The 13,403-nt window shown below is 75.1% G+C and carries 16 protein-coding genes; 6 read left to right on the forward strand and 10 right to left on the reverse strand.

The features are described from left to right. Positions 1 to 120 precede the first annotated feature (120 nt). Positions 121 to 585, forward strand: coding sequence for an RICIN domain-containing protein (locus ACIQFX_RS25760; RefSeq protein WP_402467721.1), 465 nt, complete (start codon positions 121 to 123; stop codon positions 583 to 585). A gap of 18 nt (positions 586 to 603) precedes the next feature. On the opposite strand, the gene ACIQFX_RS25765 is transcribed toward ACIQFX_RS25760, so the two are convergent. Then, complete coding sequence (locus tag ACIQFX_RS25765) at positions 604 to 1,623, reverse strand: class I SAM-dependent methyltransferase (RefSeq protein WP_402467724.1); 1,020 nt, start codon at positions 1,621 to 1,623, stop codon at positions 604 to 606. Positions 1,624 to 1,700: 77 nt separating this feature from the next. After that, positions 1,701 to 2,636, reverse strand: a complete 936-nt coding sequence (locus tag ACIQFX_RS25770) for an AraC family transcriptional regulator (protein ID WP_402467727.1) — start codon at positions 2,634 to 2,636, stop codon at positions 1,701 to 1,703. A 100-nt stretch (positions 2,637 to 2,736) separates the two neighbouring features. Between ACIQFX_RS25770 and ACIQFX_RS25775 the strand changes: the two genes are divergently transcribed. Beyond that, positions 2,737 to 3,600, forward strand: coding sequence for an NmrA family transcriptional regulator (locus ACIQFX_RS25775; RefSeq protein WP_402467730.1), 864 nt, complete (start codon positions 2,737 to 2,739; stop codon positions 3,598 to 3,600). Between the two features lie 98 nt (positions 3,601 to 3,698). Here ACIQFX_RS25775 and ACIQFX_RS25780 read toward each other — a convergent pair whose 3' ends face one another. Continuing rightward, on the reverse strand, positions 3,699 to 4,649 hold the full coding sequence (locus tag ACIQFX_RS25780; protein WP_402467733.1) for a helix-turn-helix transcriptional regulator: 951 nt from the start codon (positions 4,647 to 4,649) through the stop codon (positions 3,699 to 3,701). A 39-nt stretch (positions 4,650 to 4,688) separates the two neighbouring features. Here ACIQFX_RS25780 and ACIQFX_RS25785 point away from each other — a divergent pair, with 39 nt between their 5' ends. Together ACIQFX_RS25785 and ACIQFX_RS25790 are read left to right on the forward strand one after the other, a co-directional pair. Beyond that, positions 4,689 to 5,174: a hypothetical protein gene (locus tag ACIQFX_RS25785; RefSeq protein WP_402467736.1), complete on the forward strand. Its 486-nt coding sequence runs from the start codon at positions 4,689 to 4,691 to the stop codon at positions 5,172 to 5,174. After that, positions 5,171 to 5,650 carry a hypothetical protein gene (locus ACIQFX_RS25790; protein ID WP_402467738.1) on the forward strand — a complete coding sequence of 160 codons (480 nt, stop codon included), beginning with the start codon at positions 5,171 to 5,173 and terminating at the stop codon, positions 5,648 to 5,650. Before ACIQFX_RS25785 ends, ACIQFX_RS25790 begins: the two co-directional genes overlap by 4 nt. A gap of 183 nt (positions 5,651 to 5,833) precedes the next feature. Here ACIQFX_RS25790 and ACIQFX_RS25795 read toward each other — a convergent pair whose 3' ends face one another. Beyond that, entirely contained in the window at positions 5,834 to 6,580 is a 747-nt protein-coding gene (locus ACIQFX_RS25795) for a methyltransferase domain-containing protein (protein ID WP_402467740.1), read from the reverse strand. A gap of 35 nt (positions 6,581 to 6,615) precedes the next feature. Beyond that, a complete protein-coding gene (locus ACIQFX_RS25800; protein WP_402467743.1) occupies positions 6,616 to 6,921 on the reverse strand; it encodes a 4a-hydroxytetrahydrobiopterin dehydratase in 306 nt (101 codons plus the stop codon). 100 nt (positions 6,922 to 7,021) lie between these two features. Between ACIQFX_RS25800 and ACIQFX_RS25805 the strand changes: the two genes are divergently transcribed. After that, entirely contained in the window at positions 7,022 to 7,828 is an 807-nt protein-coding gene (locus ACIQFX_RS25805; RefSeq protein WP_402467746.1) for a helix-turn-helix domain-containing protein, read from the forward strand. On the opposite strand, the gene ACIQFX_RS25810 is transcribed toward ACIQFX_RS25805, so the two are convergent. Continuing rightward, a complete protein-coding gene (locus ACIQFX_RS25810; protein WP_402467748.1) occupies positions 7,818 to 8,234 on the reverse strand; it encodes a hypothetical protein in 417 nt (138 codons plus the stop codon). The genes ACIQFX_RS25805 and ACIQFX_RS25810 overlap by 11 nt on opposite strands. Positions 8,235 to 8,499: 265 nt before the next feature. Between ACIQFX_RS25810 and ACIQFX_RS25815 the strand changes: the two genes are divergently transcribed. Further along, a complete protein-coding gene (locus tag ACIQFX_RS25815; protein ID WP_402467751.1) occupies positions 8,500 to 9,708 on the forward strand; it encodes a low temperature requirement protein A in 1,209 nt (402 codons plus the stop codon). 63 nt (positions 9,709 to 9,771) lie between these two features. Here ACIQFX_RS25815 and ACIQFX_RS25820 read toward each other — a convergent pair whose 3' ends face one another. The 4 genes from ACIQFX_RS25820 to ACIQFX_RS25835 form a co-directional block, all read right to left on the reverse strand. Next, positions 9,772 to 9,954 (reverse strand): hypothetical protein, encoded by a 183-nt coding sequence (locus ACIQFX_RS25820; protein ID WP_402467753.1) that lies wholly within the window; start codon positions 9,952 to 9,954, stop codon positions 9,772 to 9,774. A 62-nt stretch (positions 9,955 to 10,016) separates the two neighbouring features. After that, complete coding sequence (locus ACIQFX_RS25825; protein ID WP_402467755.1) at positions 10,017 to 10,391, reverse strand: hypothetical protein; 375 nt, start codon at positions 10,389 to 10,391, stop codon at positions 10,017 to 10,019. A 105-nt stretch (positions 10,392 to 10,496) separates the two neighbouring features. Further along, positions 10,497 to 12,635, reverse strand: a complete 2,139-nt coding sequence (locus tag ACIQFX_RS25830) for a phage holin family protein (protein ID WP_402467758.1) — start codon at positions 12,633 to 12,635, stop codon at positions 10,497 to 10,499. A 250-nt stretch (positions 12,636 to 12,885) separates the two neighbouring features. Beyond that, positions 12,886 to 13,290, reverse strand: a complete 405-nt coding sequence (locus ACIQFX_RS25835; protein ID WP_402467760.1) for a hypothetical protein — start codon at positions 13,288 to 13,290, stop codon at positions 12,886 to 12,888. Positions 13,291 to 13,403: the final 113 nt, after the last annotated feature.

A 13,403-nucleotide genomic window follows, 5' to 3' on the forward strand; every position in this document is an offset into this window, starting at 1 on the left:
GGTGTCAGGCCAGGCCCGTTGTCGTACCCGCGCCGTAGAGTCGGTGACGGCTCTGTGGGGCCGCCCCGCGGCCCGCGTGCCGCGCGTCCAACAGCCTGGCGAAGTGAAGGAGTCGGTACGGTGAGCGGTGCTCCGGGGCCCGTGGAGGAGGGCCTCTACCGGGTGCGGAACGTGGCGAGCGGACTGCTCCTGGAGGTGTACCAGGGGTCGAGGCGCAGCGGCGCCAACGTGCAGCAGGGCACCGAGAACGGGACGCCGGGGCAGCACTGGCACATCGCGCCGGTGCCGAACGGCGGCGGGCTGCACCACCTGGTGAACGCGGCGAGCGGGAAGCGCCTCGACGTCGCGAACGCGTCCACGGAGAACGGCGCGAACATCCAGCAGTGGACGGCGAACAACTTCGGCGCGCAGGAATGGATCATCGAGCAGGACCTCCAGTCGCCCGGGACGGTGGCCCTGGTGAGCTTCGTCAGCGGGCTGTTCCTGGAGGTCGCCGACGGCTCGATGGTGGACGGCGGCGACGTCCGGCAGTGGGAGGACACCGACTCCCCGTTCCAGTGGTGGCGGCTGGAGCCGGTGTCCTGACCCGTCGCGTCGGGGCCGTCAGCCCTTGCGGGCGGTGTGGACCGTGCGGGCCGTCAGGTGGAACAGGTCACCGCGGTGGTGCAGCGACGCCGGGTCGGCCGGGTCGAGGAGCCGGTCGAGCGTCGCCTTGTCGTCCGGGTCGAGCCGGGCGCCGAAGCCGTCCCGCAGGCGCGTGTAGTGGGAGACCGCCAGGTCCCGCACGACCGGGGACACCGGTGCGGGGATGTCGGTGAGGAAGGTGCGGGTGCCGGCCGGGGTGAGTCCGGCGGCGGCGAGGAGGGCCCGCCAGTCGTCCGGCTCGTCCTTGGTCCCGGGAAGGTCGGCGCGCATCTCGCCGAACCAGTCCGCGTTGGCGGCGTCGAGCCGGGCCTCCAGGCCCGGCCGGCCGATCCCGATGTGCCAGGGCAGGTGGCGCAGGGGCAGACCGCCCTCGATGAGGACCATCAGGCCGCCGGGGTTGAGCAGTTCGGCGAAGGCCGCGAGCGCCGCTCCCTGATCCCCCATGTGGTGCATGGAGTTGCCCGCCCAGATGATGTCGGCGCTCCCCAAGGAGCCGATCGCCTCGGGGAGTTCGGCGTGCAGGGTCGAGACCCGGGAGCCGAGCCCGCGGGCCTCGGCGTAGGACCGGGCGCGGGTGAGGAGTTCGGGGCTGCCGTCGACGGCCACCGCCTCGGCGCCCGGGAACGCCTGCGCGAGCAGGCTCGTCACGACGCCCGGGCCGCTGCCGACGTCGAGGATGCGGCGGACGCCCGGCACCGGGGCGAACGTGCCGAGCCAGGCGGCCGCGTCCGCGTACGCGGGGCCCGCGACCTCGGCCTGCCGCTCCAGGAGCGGGCCCAGCTCGGCCCAGTCCAGGTGGGTGCTGTCGTGGTGGTGGCCGCCGTGGCCGTGCCGGTGCCCGGCGCCGTGCGGGTCGGCGGCCTGCGGGTCTGCGGCGTCGGCGTGCGTCTCGGTGGCGTCGGTGTGTGCTTCGGCGTGCTGGGTGCCGTGGCCCTCGCCGTGCGAGTGGCCGGGGTGGGATCCGCGATGCTGGCTCATGCGTCCAGGGTGGTTCGGGGCCGCGCGGAGCGCGAGAAATGTTGCCGGTCCGGCAAACGGCACCCGGGCGGCGCCGGTCACTGCCTGGCGGTCCGGTGCTCCTGCGGGCTGATCCCCCGTACCCGCTTGAAAGCGGCGCTCAGGGCGAACGCGCCGCTGTAGCCGACCCGCCGGGCGACGGACTCGACCGTGGCGTCCGGCTCGCGCAGCAGGTCGGCGGCGAGCGCGATCCGCCAGCCGGTGAGGTACGCCATCGGGGGCTCGCCGACGAGGGCCGTGAAGCGGCGGGCCAGCGCGGCGCGGGACACGCCCGCCTTCGCGGCGAGCGAGGCGACGGTCCACGGGTGGGCGGGGTCGTTCTGGAGGAGCCGGAGCGCCCGGCCGACGACCGGGTCTCCCATGGCGCGGTACCAGGCGGGCGCCTCCGCGCCGGGCCGGGCGAACCAGGCGCGGACGGCGGCGATGAGCAGCAGGTCGAGGACCCGGTCGAGGACGACGGACTGGCCGGGCTCGTCGCGGGAGATCTCCTCGTCGAGGAACGGCATGAGGGGGCAGTTCCACACGTCGGCGGGCAGGTGCACGAGGCCCGGCAGGGCGTCGAGCAGCCGGCGGCCGACCTCGCCGTCCATCAGGTACGTGCCGACGAGGACCGTCGTGCTGCCGTCCGGCGCGTTGCCCCACGTGCGGACGCCGAGCCGCATGCTCTGGGAGAGGGGCTCGCCGCTGAGGGTGGTGCAGGTGCCGTCGGGTCCGATCCGGGCGCGCGGCGGCGCGTCGGGTGCGTCGGCGACCGTGTACGGCTCCGGGCCGCGGGCGATGGCGATGTCCCCGGGGCGCAGGAGGACGGGAGCGCCGGTGTCGGGGACGATCCACGCCTCGCCGTCGGTGACGCACATGAGGCAGATCGGGGCCTCGTCCTCGATGCGCACGGACCACGGCGGTTCCATGATCATGCGCAGCAGGAAGGCGCCCTTGGCGCGTGGACCGTCGAGGAGTCCGGCGAGTGCGTCCATGGTGGGCAAGGGTAGGGCGTGCGCGCGGGTGAGACGCAGGCGTAGGCCCGTGAGACGGCGGAGCATGGGCCGCGGGGGCCGCGGGCGGGAGTCTTGAGCCATGACGACGAACACGCAGCAGACGCAGCCCGCATCGACCGCCCGCGCCACGACGGTCCTGGTGACCAGCGCCACCGGCAAGACCGGGCGGCGCGTGGCCGAACGCCTCGCGGCCCGCGGCGCGACGGTCCGCGCCGGGTCACGCACCGGGGCGACGCCCTTCGACTGGGAGGCCCCGGACACCTGGGCCGCCGCGCTCCGCGGCGCGGACGCCGCCTACGTGGCCTACTATCCCGACCTGGCCGCCCCCGGCGCGGTCGAGGCGATGGAGGCCTTCGGCCGGCTGGCCGCGGAGAACGGCGTACGGCGGCTCACGCTCCTCTCCGGGCGCGGGGAGCCGGAGGCGGTCCTGGCGGAGGAGTCCCTCCGCACCGCGGCATCCGGCGCCGAACTGACCGTCGTACGGGCCTCGTTCTTCGCACAGAATTTCTCGGAGGGGCTGCTCTCGGACGGCGTCGCCGAAGGCGCGGTCGTCTTCCCCGCCGGGGACACCGCCGAGCCCTTCATCGACGCGGACGACCTCGCGGACGTCGTCGTCGAGACCCTGACGGCCGACGGTCACGCCGGGCGGGTGCACGAGGTGACCGGCCCCCGGCCCGTGGCCTTCGCCGAGGTCGCCGCGGAGATCTCCCGCGCCTCGGGCCGCCCGGTGGTCTACGCGCCGGTGTCCGAGGCCGAGTACGCCGGGATGCTCGCCGGGTTCGGCCTTCCGGCCCCCGAGGCGGAGTGGCTCGCGGCCCTGTTCGCCACGCTCCTCGACGGCCACAACGCCACCGCGACGGACGGCGTCAAACGGATCCTGGGCCGCGAGCCGCGCTCCTTCGCCGACTTCGCGACGGAGGCCTGGGGCGGGCCGACCGCCTGAGGCGCCGGGGCGGGACGGGGCCGGGGAGCGGTGCAGGGCCGGGGGCGGTGCTTCCCCCAGCCGTACCGCTCCGCCGGCGTCCGTACGGTCGCGACGATTCAGCCGTACCGCTCCGCCAGCGTCCGTACGGTCTCGGCGATCCGGTCGCGGAGGTCCTCCGGCGCGAGGACCTCCACGTCCGCGCCGAGTCCCAGGAAGGTGTCGTGGGCGTGCCGTGGCGACTCCACGGGGAGGGTGGCGCGGGTCCAGCCGTCCGGTTCGGGGGTGCCGGTGGCGGCGAGGGCCCGGGCCGCGGCGCCGGTGAGCCGGGCGGCGCCGCGCGCGGAGATCCGTACGACCGCCTCGCCCTGGTGGAGCCGCCGGTGGAAGTCGGTCCGGCTCGCCCGCCAGTGCGCGGCGAGGTCGAAGTCCGCCGGGATCACGGCCTCTTCGCCGGTGACGGTGAGCGCGAGGATCTGGTCGACGCGGTAGGTGCGCGGCCCGGGTCCGGCGATCAGGTACCAGCGGCCGGCCTTCAGCACGAGACCGTACGGTTCCAGGCGCCGGTCGACGTCGGTCGGCTCCTTCCAGCGCCGGTAGCGGACCTCGAGGACGCGGCCGGCGCGGACGGCGTCGGCGACCTCCGACAGGAAGGGGGTCTCGTCCCCCTCGTCGTACCAGCCGGGGGCGTCGATGAGGAAGCGGGCCCGCAGCCGGTCGACGTGCTCGCGCAGGGCCGCCGGGAGGGCCGCGCGCAGCTTCAACTGGGCGTCGGCGAAGTGGGATCCGAGCCCGAGCCCCTCGGCGGCCCCGGGCATGCCGGCCAGGACCAGCGCCTCCGCCTCGGGGGCGAAGAGGCCGGTGAGGCGGGTGCGGTGCCCCGGCAGGAGCCGGTAGCCGCCGCGGTGCCCCGCGTCCCCGTACAGCGGGACACCGGCGGCGTGCAGCGCCTCGACGTCCCGGTAGACGGTGCGGACGGACACCCCCAGCTCCTCGGCGAGCCGGGCGGCGGTCGTCGTACCGCCGGTCTGGAGCAGCAGGAGGATCGAAAGGAGACGGCTGGACTTCACTGACACAAGGTGTCAGTGAAGGGCTCGTACGGTCCAGCCATGGCTTTCGCGGAGAAGAACCTCCTCACCCTGCCGCCGGTCGAGATCGCCGGGCGGCACCTCAAGCGCTACCACGTCACCTCCGATCCCGCGGGCATCGAACCCGAGGTGGAGCGGGCCGCCTACGCCCTCCTGCCGGAGCTCCTCCCGGAGCCGGACGGCACCCCGGCCGCGGGCTTCGTCGTACTGCACCGCGGCGGCGACACCGGCGCCTACCTCAACACGTACAGCTGGGTCTGGGACAACGTGCTCCACTTCCGCGGCGCGGCCGCCGGCCAGCCCGCCCTCGACTGCCCCGACACCGACCCCGCGCACTTCGTCCCGACCGAACGCCCCTGGATCGGCTGCGTCTGGGAGCTGGCGCCGCTCGGCCACGAACGGGACGCCTGGATACGGCACATCCTCGCGCCCGACGTCCCGGACCTGTCCGCCTACCTCGGGGACGCGTTCCCCTCCGGCACGACGGACACGGGGGCCCGCTCGTGACGCACGACGGCTTCGACTTCCTCGACGGGGCGTGGACGGTCCGCAACCGGCGCCTCGTCGACTTCCTCGACCCGGACAGCGGCTGGGAGGAGTTCGACGGGCACACCACGGGGCGGCTGTTCTGGGACGGCCGCGCCCATGTCGACGAGATCGTCTTCCCGTCGAAGGGTTTCCGCGGGCTGACACTGCGTCTGTACGAGCCGGAGACCGGCGAGTGGACGCTGAACTGGTCCGACAGCCGTACGGGAACGCTCTGCCCGCCGGTCAGGGGCCGGTTCGCCGAGGACGGGACGGGCGTCTTCGAGGGGACGGACGGCTACGCGGGACGTCCGGTCCGGGTGCGGTTCCGCTGGTCCGGGATCGGTCCGGACACGGCCCGCTGGGAGCAGGCGTTCGCGCCGGGCGACGCCGGTCCCGGCGACGGTGCGCGGTGGGTGACGAACTGGGTGATGGAGTTCGACCGCACCGACGGGTGAGGACTCGGCCGGGCCTCCAGGGGAGGGCTCTGCCGGGCCGCCGGGCGAGCGTCCGGACGCGTCGGTGTGTACGGTTCGGCGCCACCCGTGCGCGGAGACCGGGCCGCGCCCGGGCCCGAGGGTCCGGCCTCACCCACGCGCGCGAGCCCGCCCACGCGCCCGGCCCCGACAAGGCGTGAAAGCTCAGCCGCGCCTGACGAAGGACGCCAGTCGGTAGCGGGGGTCGGGGCGGCGGCGGTCCTGGTCCGGGAGGGCGTCGAGGGCGGCGGCGAGGGTCTCGGTGGTCGCCGGGTCGCCGCTGAACCAGGAGGCGAAGTAGCCGGCGCGCAGTTTCCGCGCGGTGTCGCGCGGGGTCGCGCCCTGGCCGTGGCCGGTGAAGTGGGCACTCGACAGGGGGTCGAGACCGTGGGCGGCGGCGTGCGCGGTGACGAGGTCGGCGCGGTCGGAGGCCGGTGCGGCCGAGCGGAGCGGGCGGAGGACCTCGTCGATGTCGCTGCCGACGTCGTGGGCGGCGTCCTTGTCGACGGTGGCGACGAGGACGCCACCGGGCCGCAGCACACGGGCCGCCTCGGCGACGATCTCCGGCGCGAAGGGGGCGAGGTGCAGCAGCCAGACGGCGGAGACCGCGTCCACCGAGGCGTCGGGCAGCGGCAGCCGCCGGGCGTCGGCCCGCACGGTCCGGCCGGGGACGCGCTCGGCGGCCACCCGCAGCATCGCGTGGGCGGCGTCCGCCCCGTACACGCCCAGGCCGGGCCTGGCGAGCCGCTCGGTGACGAGGCCGGTGCCGCAGGCCAGGTCGAGCAGGGTGCGGGTGCCGGCCGGCACCAGGGACAGGACGGCCCGCGCCGCGGCCTCGGCCCGGGGCACGCCGCCCCGGGTCCGGTCGTAGTGCGCTGCCTCTGCCTCGTAGTCGAGCACGGTCTCAGCCATGCCGACGATCTTACGAACGCCGGGGCACGGGGGGGTCAGTTCGCGCCGTGGCCCGGGGCGATCCCCTCGACGCGCTCGGCGAGTTCGAAGTCCTTCTCGGTGACGGTGCCGCCCGCGGAATGCGTGTTCACGGAGAGGGCGACCGTGTTGTAGCCGAGGGTCAGGTCGGAGTGGTGGTCCAGCTCCTGCTGGATCTGCGCCACGTGCACGACGAAGGCCGTCGCGGCGAAGTGGTCGCCGAGCCGGTAGGCCCGGGTGAGCCGGTCCTCGGCGACGGACCAGCCGGGGAGCTCCCGGAGCCGGTCCTCGATCTCCTTCTGCGACAGCGGCTGTGTGGCCACGGCGGTGCTCCCTCCGGTCGGGCTGTGCGGGTGACGGGGTGACGGACAGGGGCCCCGGGGGAAACCTACCCGGGGTCCCCCTCTGAGATACCGTCTGACCATGACAACCGTCGTGAGCGACACGGGCGTAGGGCCGCTGCTGCGCGGGTGGCGCGAGCAGCGCAGGCTCAGCCAGCTGGAGCTGGCGCTGCGCGCCGACTCCTCGGCCCGGCACATCTCCTTCGTCGAGACCGGCCGTTCCCGGCCGAGCGAGGAGATGGTCCTCAAGCTCGCCGAGCACCTGGACGTGCCGGTGCGGGAGCGCAACGCCCTGCTGCTCGCCGCCGGATACGCCCCCCGCTACGCGGAGTCGCCGCTCGACGCCCCGCGTCTGGAGGCGCTCCGGGAGGGCATCGAGCGGCTGCTCCAGGGCTACGACCCGTATCCGGCGCTCGTGGTGGACGGCTCGTACACGGTCGTGGCGGCCAACCAGGGCATCGGCCTGCTCCTCGCCGGGCTCCCCGAGCACCTGCTCGCTCCCCCGCTGAACGCCATGCGGATCACCCTCCACCCGGAGGGCCTGGCCCCCCGGATCCTCAACCTGCGCGAGTGGCGGCACCACCTGCTCGCCCAGATGGAGCGTCAGATCGGCCTGGCGCGCTCCGAGTCGCTGCGTGCGCTGTACGAGGAGGTGGCCGCCTACCCGCTGCCGCCCGGCGCGGAGGCCGACGACTCCCCGGAGGAGGAGCCGTACCCCTACTTCGCGCTGCCGATGCGGATCGCGCACGACGGGCGGGTGCTGTCCTTCGTGTCGTCGATCTCCACGTTCAACACCCCGATGGACGTGACCGTCGCCGAGCTGGCCATCGAGACCTTCCTCCCGGCCGACGCGGAAACCGTCGCGTACCTCCAGTCGCTCAGCGGCTAGCCGCCCGCAGCGCCGCCCACTGCAGCCCGGCGAACCCGGCGACGGCGGCCGCCTGCATCGGCGTCCACAGCAGCCCCGCCGCCGTCGGCTCCAGCCAGGCCACCAGGGCGACGACGCTCAGCACCGCCCACACCACGTTGGCGTCCACGACCGCCTTCACGGCGAGCGCCGCCGGCCGCCGCCTGCTCGCCAGCCACGCCACCCCCGCGGCGAACGCCGTGAGGAACAGACCGAGTTCGAACAGCAGCCCCGCGTCGACCCCCAGGAGCTCCCCCAGCGGACCGGACGCGGCCACGTACGCGATCCCGTTCGCCCCCGTCACCACCGCGTCGAGCGCCAGGAAGCGGCGCACCGCCACCTCGGGTCGGGTCGTGCGAGCGAGACCGGCGAGCAGAGCCTGGGACATGGCGGATCACCCTCCATGGGGATGTTCGTGCGGGTAGTGGTCCCGAAGCCCGAGCGGAGTGCGCCGCCCGGGTTCCGGTGACCACGAGCATGCCGCCCGGCACGGAGGGGGTCGATTACGTCGGAGGTAATGCCGGAGGCAGGAACGAGGGGCGGAACGCGTTGAGGTGAAGCGGAGTTCGGACAGGGCGTCGGTGGGGTGTGGGCGTGGGTATTGTTCGCGCCGGGGTGGCCGAGAGCGGTCGCTTCGAAGGGGGGATGCGGGGATGGCGTGGAACAGGGAACGGGCCCGGATGGTGGCCACCGCGGACGATCACAAGGTGACGCCGGCGGAGCTCTTCTTCGACCTGGTGTTCGTGTACGCGATCACGCAGGTCACGGCGCTGATGGCGGCGGCGCCGTCGCCGGTGCGGGTGGTCGGCGGCATGGTGGTGCTCGCGCTGCTGTGGTGGTGCTGGTGCTGCTTCGCGTGGCTGGGGAACGTCGTACGGGCCGACTCCGGGGCGCTGTTCACGGTGCTCGTGACCGTGATGGCCGTCGTGCTGATCGTGTCGCTCGCCGTGCCCGAGGTCTTCACGCACGCGCCCGGCGGGCTGCCGGCGCCGCTGCTGTTCGTGCTCTGCTACGGGGCGGTGCGGTTGCTGCACCTCGCGTCGTACTGGGTCTCCGGCCCCGGTGACCGTGCGCTGCGCGCCACCCTGCGGCGTACGGCGCTGGTGTCGGTCGCTCCCCCGCTGGTGCTGCTGCTGATCGGCAGCGCGTACAGCGGCCGGGTCCAACTCCTCCTGTGGCTCGGGGCGGTGGCCGTCGACTACGGCGGCATCTACGTGACCGGCTCGTCCGGCTGGCGGGTCAACTCGCCCGGGCACTTCGCCGAGCGCCACGGCCTGATCGTCATCATCGCGCTCGGCGAGTCCATCGTGGCGATGGGTGTCGGCGTCGGCGACTTCCCGCTCACCTACGCCGTGCTCGGCGCGTCGGCCGCCGGGCTGCTCCTGTCGGCCGGGCTGTGGCGGCTGTACTTCCGGCAGCTCGGCGAGGCCGCCGAACACCGCCTCACGTCCCTCGACGGCGACGACCGCACCCGCTTCGCCCGCGACGTGTACACCTTCCTGCACCTGCCGCTCGTCGCCGGTGTCGTCCTCTGCGCCCTCGGCATGAAGAAGGTCCTCCAGCAGGTCGCCGACACCGGCCACTACGGGCTCGCCGAGCCCCTCCACGGCGTCGTCGCCTGGTCCCTCACCGGTGGCGTCGGCGTCTTCCTCCTCGGCTCGGCCGCCATCGTCCTCCGCACCTCGGGCCGCCGCCCCACCGCCCTCGCCACCGGCGGCGTCTGCTGCCTCGCCGCAGGCCCCCTCGTCGGCCTCGTCCCCGCCCTCCTCGCCCTCACCCTCCTCGCCGTCGCCGCCGCGGGCCTCGTCGGCCTGCACGGCCGCCGCACGCCCACGCCGGTGGGCGCCGCGGAACCCGCCTGAGACACGGGCGGGGCCGGGCGACGGCGGGTGGCGGCCGCCCGGTCGGGCACCAGGCCGCGGGGGTCAGCGGCCGGGTTCCTCCCGCGACGGGCGCGGCTCGGGCGCCGGGGCGGACGTCCGCGTGCCGGGTGTGCGCGTGGCGGCCGTGCGCGTGGCGGGTTCGGGCGCCGCGCGGTCGGCGCGCTGGGCGCGGGACGCCTCCGCGCGCAGCAGGGCCTGGAGTACGGCGTACGGATCGACGGGCATGACGAAGCTCCTCGTGGTGCGGGGGTGATGTACAGGACGGACTGCCGGGAGGCTCGGGCCTCTCAGCAGCGCATCACCACGCACCCGAGGGCGTCACCGCGCGGGGCGGGTACGGGAGTCGGGGCGGAGTCCCGCAGGGGCCCGCGCGCTCCGCGAGGGCGCCTGCGGCCGGAAGCCGGCCGGACCCCCCTGCGGTGCCGTCGCGCCCGACCGGGCAGCCAGACCTCACCGGCCGCCGGTTCGTGCGTCTCCCCGCCGGCGTCGGACGCCGGGGCCGCCGTGGCGGGCCGGAGTTCGCCGCCGCCGAGCGCCCCCGCCGCCCCCGCGCCGAACAGCGCGCCGAGGACGAGCAGCAGCACCGCCCAGCGGTGCCTGCCCGCTCCCGGACGCACCGGCCCGCCCGCCGTACGGGCGGGCCCACCGGTCGTCCGTCGCACGGGGCTCACGGTGAACCGTCCTGCCCCGCGAGCACCTGGAGGAGGCGCGCCGAACCCGAGATCCGCCCGAGCGGCGTAAGGACTGTTCCGTCGGGTCCGCGGGAGTCAGGTCCGCGGAGGACGGGAGGGTTCGTCGGCCGGGAGGGCGGCCTCGGTTCGGTGGGCGGGTGGGGAGGGGGGCAGGGGGACCTGGGGGCCCGAGGACTCGCGGAGCCAGCGGCGGAGGACACGGTGGACGTGTTCGGCGCCGACGAGTTCGCCGCCCGGGGGGACGGGTGGGGAGAGGTCGGGAGGGGACAGGAGGAAGGGGTGGGACTGCTCGCCGCCGAGGCCGCCGTGGGAGCCGATCTGCTCCTCGAAGGCGTGGACGGTGCCGGTCGCGGGGTCGTACATCGAGTTGACCATGATGTCGGCGACGTGCGGGAAGCCGTCGGTGCGCCGGACGGCGTCGGCCGCGCCGGGGCCGAAGACGGCGAGGGGGCCCGTGTCGGTGAGTTCGGCGACGGGCACTTCGGTGCCGTCGCGGGAGAGCACGACCGAACCGTGCTCGGCGCTCGCGACGAGGAGGAAGCCGACGCCGGGGTGGTGGGCGAGGGTGCGGAGGAGCGCGGGGTGGCGCCGGTCGATCTCCTCGCGGGTCATGCGGTGGGGCACGTCGGGGAAGGAGACGAGGCCGAGGTTGCCGGAGGCGAGGACGAGCGGCTCCGAGAGCTTGGCGGGCAGTTCGCGGGCCGCGTCGCCGGACTCGTCGACCGGCCGGTGGAGCGCGCTGCGCAGCGCGTCCCTCGCGGCGTCCCGCGCCTCCGAACCGCTGCGGGTGCGGCGCACCCGGCGCGACACCGGAAGCCCGCACCCGGCCCGTACGAGGTCCTTGAGGGTCAGCCCGTACGCCCCCTCGAAGGTCTCGCCGGGGCTCTGGCCGTGGTCGGAGAGAAGGACGATGCGGTACGGCCTCGGGGCGTGCTCGGCGACGGTGGCGATGAGCCCGACGGCGCGGTCGAGGCGGCGCAGGACCTGGTCGGTGTCGCGGCCGTGCGGGCCCGAGTGGTGCGCCACCTCGTCGTAGGCGACGAGGTCGGCGTAGACGGCGGTCCGCCCGGCCAGCATGTCGCCCATCACGGCGGAGACGACGACGTCCCGCTCGACGACCGTCGCGAAGGCGCGGACGAAGGGGTACGTGCCGCCGCGCGAGACGCGCGGGGTCTCACGGAGCAGCCGGGCCCGGGTCGACTGGAACACCTCGCGGACGCACTCGGCGACGAGCGATCCGGCGGTGCGGACGGCGTTGGCCGGATCGGCGAAGTAGGCGAAGTAGCCGGCCCGGGAGCGGTTGCGCCGGCCGCGCCGGGCGGCCATCGAGAGGACCAGCGCGAGCTGGTCGGCGCCGCCGCTGAACAGGTTGCCGCGGGACGCGCCGTCGACGGTGAGGAGCCCGCCGTCGCCGGTGCGGCGCACGGCCCGCCGCTGGAGTTCCACGGCGCCGGCCGGCCGGTTCGACACCATGACGCGGCCGGTGTCCTTCTCGTACCAGCGGAAGGCGGGCACGTCCTCGTTGCTGCCGTGCAGGATGCCGAGCTGGCTGGCACCGGTCTGGCTCGACCAGTCGGTGCGCCACGGGGTGAGCCGGTGGCCGGCGTCCAACCAGCCCGCGACGGTCGGCATGAGGCCGTCGGCGACGGCGCCGCGCAGCACGTGGTGGCCGACGCCGTCGAGCTGGAGGAAGACCGTCCCGGGGACGGCCTCCGGGGCGTCGCCGGGGTCGCGGGGCCGGGTGCGGCCGGTGAGCCGGTACAGACGGCGCCGGTAGGCGTCGTCGTCGCGGACGGCGAGGGCCGTGGCCGTGGCCGAGGCGACGGCGGACATCACGGCGGCGACCACCACGGCGGTCTCGGGGTCGGCGGCGCCGCGCCCGTCGGGGATCAGCCACAGCGCGACGATCAGCAGCGAGCCGTTGAGGAAGAAGACGAGCAGGCCGAGGACGAGGGCAGGGACGAGCAGCAGGGCCCGGACGAGCACCGGCCAGACCAGCGCCCCGAGCAGACCGAAGGCGCCCGCGGCCGTGGCGGCGGTGAGGGCCGTCCTCGTGAAGCTGTCGCCGTCGGCGGACTGGAGCTGGAAGTCCGGCAGCAGCCCGGCCAGGACGAGCATGGTGAGCGTGGACACCGCCCACACCGCGACCACCCGCGTCACCGTCCTGCCCGCGGACCGCCAGCGGTCGGCGCCACCCCATCGCCCGTCAGCCACGCCCGCTTCGCCTTTCGCCCGTTTCCTGTCCCAAGCGTGGCACAACGCCCACGCCCGGGTCGGCGAACGGGTGACGGCCGGCGCTCCGTGTGCGTCAGGTCGACCGCGCCGGACCGGCCGCCGGGAGCAGCCGCACGCGGTCGGCCGACCGGGAGGCGTCGTACCGGACCGGACCGGTCAGATGCCGAAGCGTCGTACCGGGCCGGACCCCGCCGGAGGCGACGTGACCGGGCGGACCCGGCCGGACCCGTCAGGTGCCGTCGTAGCCGGCGGTCGGCATGGAGAGGCGGCGGTGGACGCCGGCCTTGGCGGCGGCGTCGTAGGCCGGTTCGTCGGGGCGGACGGTCTCGACGCGGACCCCGCGGCGCGCGCACTCGGCGCGGAAGCCGGGGACGGAGGTGAGCGCGCGGGCGAGGACGCGCTCGTTGGCGGCGACGAAGAGGTCGACCGCACCCGCCTCCACGTCCACCCACAGTGCCTCGTGGTCGGGCCTGATGCCGTAGAACAGCAACTGGCGGGCGATCACGTACCCCCTGTCGTCGGCCCAGCGGGCGCAGATCGCGTGCTGGGAGCGCGTGTCGACAAGGAAGGGGTCGCTGTCCAGCTCTTCGAGCGGGGTGAGGCTGGCGATCGCCGCCACCCGAACGTCGTCCATGGACCGACCCTACTGGGGAACGGCACGGCCGAACATCCTCCGGAGCACGCTCCGGACATTTACCCTCGTTACGGAGTTACGGAACGGCCGCGGACATCGGGCGCCGCGGCCGT

Source organism: Streptomyces sp. NPDC093089 (assembly GCF_044754405.1).
Lineage (GTDB): Bacteria > Actinomycetota > Actinomycetes > Streptomycetales > Streptomycetaceae > Streptomyces.

Excerpts from the sequence above, each read along its gene's own strand:
- ACIQFX_RS25820 (WP_402467753.1), bottom strand. The coding sequence starts at position 9,954 with ATGCCCGTCGATCCGTACGCCGTACTCCAGGCCCTGCTGCGCGCGGAG.
- ACIQFX_RS25810 (WP_402467748.1), bottom strand. The coding sequence starts at position 8,234 with ATGTCCCAGGCTCTGCTCGCCGGTCTCGCTCGCACGACCCGACCCGAG.
- ACIQFX_RS25835 (WP_402467760.1), bottom strand. The coding sequence starts at position 13,290 with ATGGACGACGTTCGGGTGGCGGCGATCGCCAGCCTCACCCCGCTCGAA.
- ACIQFX_RS25770 (WP_402467727.1), bottom strand. The coding sequence starts at position 2,636 with ATGGACGCACTCGCCGGACTCCTCGACGGTCCACGCGCCAAGGGCGCC.
- ACIQFX_RS25775 (WP_402467730.1), top strand. The coding sequence starts at position 2,737 with ATGACGACGAACACGCAGCAGACGCAGCCCGCATCGACCGCCCGCGCC.
- ACIQFX_RS25805 (WP_402467746.1), top strand. The coding sequence starts at position 7,022 with ATGACAACCGTCGTGAGCGACACGGGCGTAGGGCCGCTGCTGCGCGGG.
- ACIQFX_RS25795 (WP_402467740.1), bottom strand. The coding sequence starts at position 6,580 with ATGGCTGAGACCGTGCTCGACTACGAGGCAGAGGCAGCGCACTACGAC.
- ACIQFX_RS25765 (WP_402467724.1), bottom strand. The coding sequence starts at position 1,623 with ATGAGCCAGCATCGCGGATCCCACCCCGGCCACTCGCACGGCGAGGGC.
- ACIQFX_RS25785 (WP_402467736.1), top strand. The coding sequence starts at position 4,689 with ATGGCTTTCGCGGAGAAGAACCTCCTCACCCTGCCGCCGGTCGAGATC.
- ACIQFX_RS25815 (WP_402467751.1), top strand. The coding sequence starts at position 8,500 with ATGGCGTGGAACAGGGAACGGGCCCGGATGGTGGCCACCGCGGACGAT.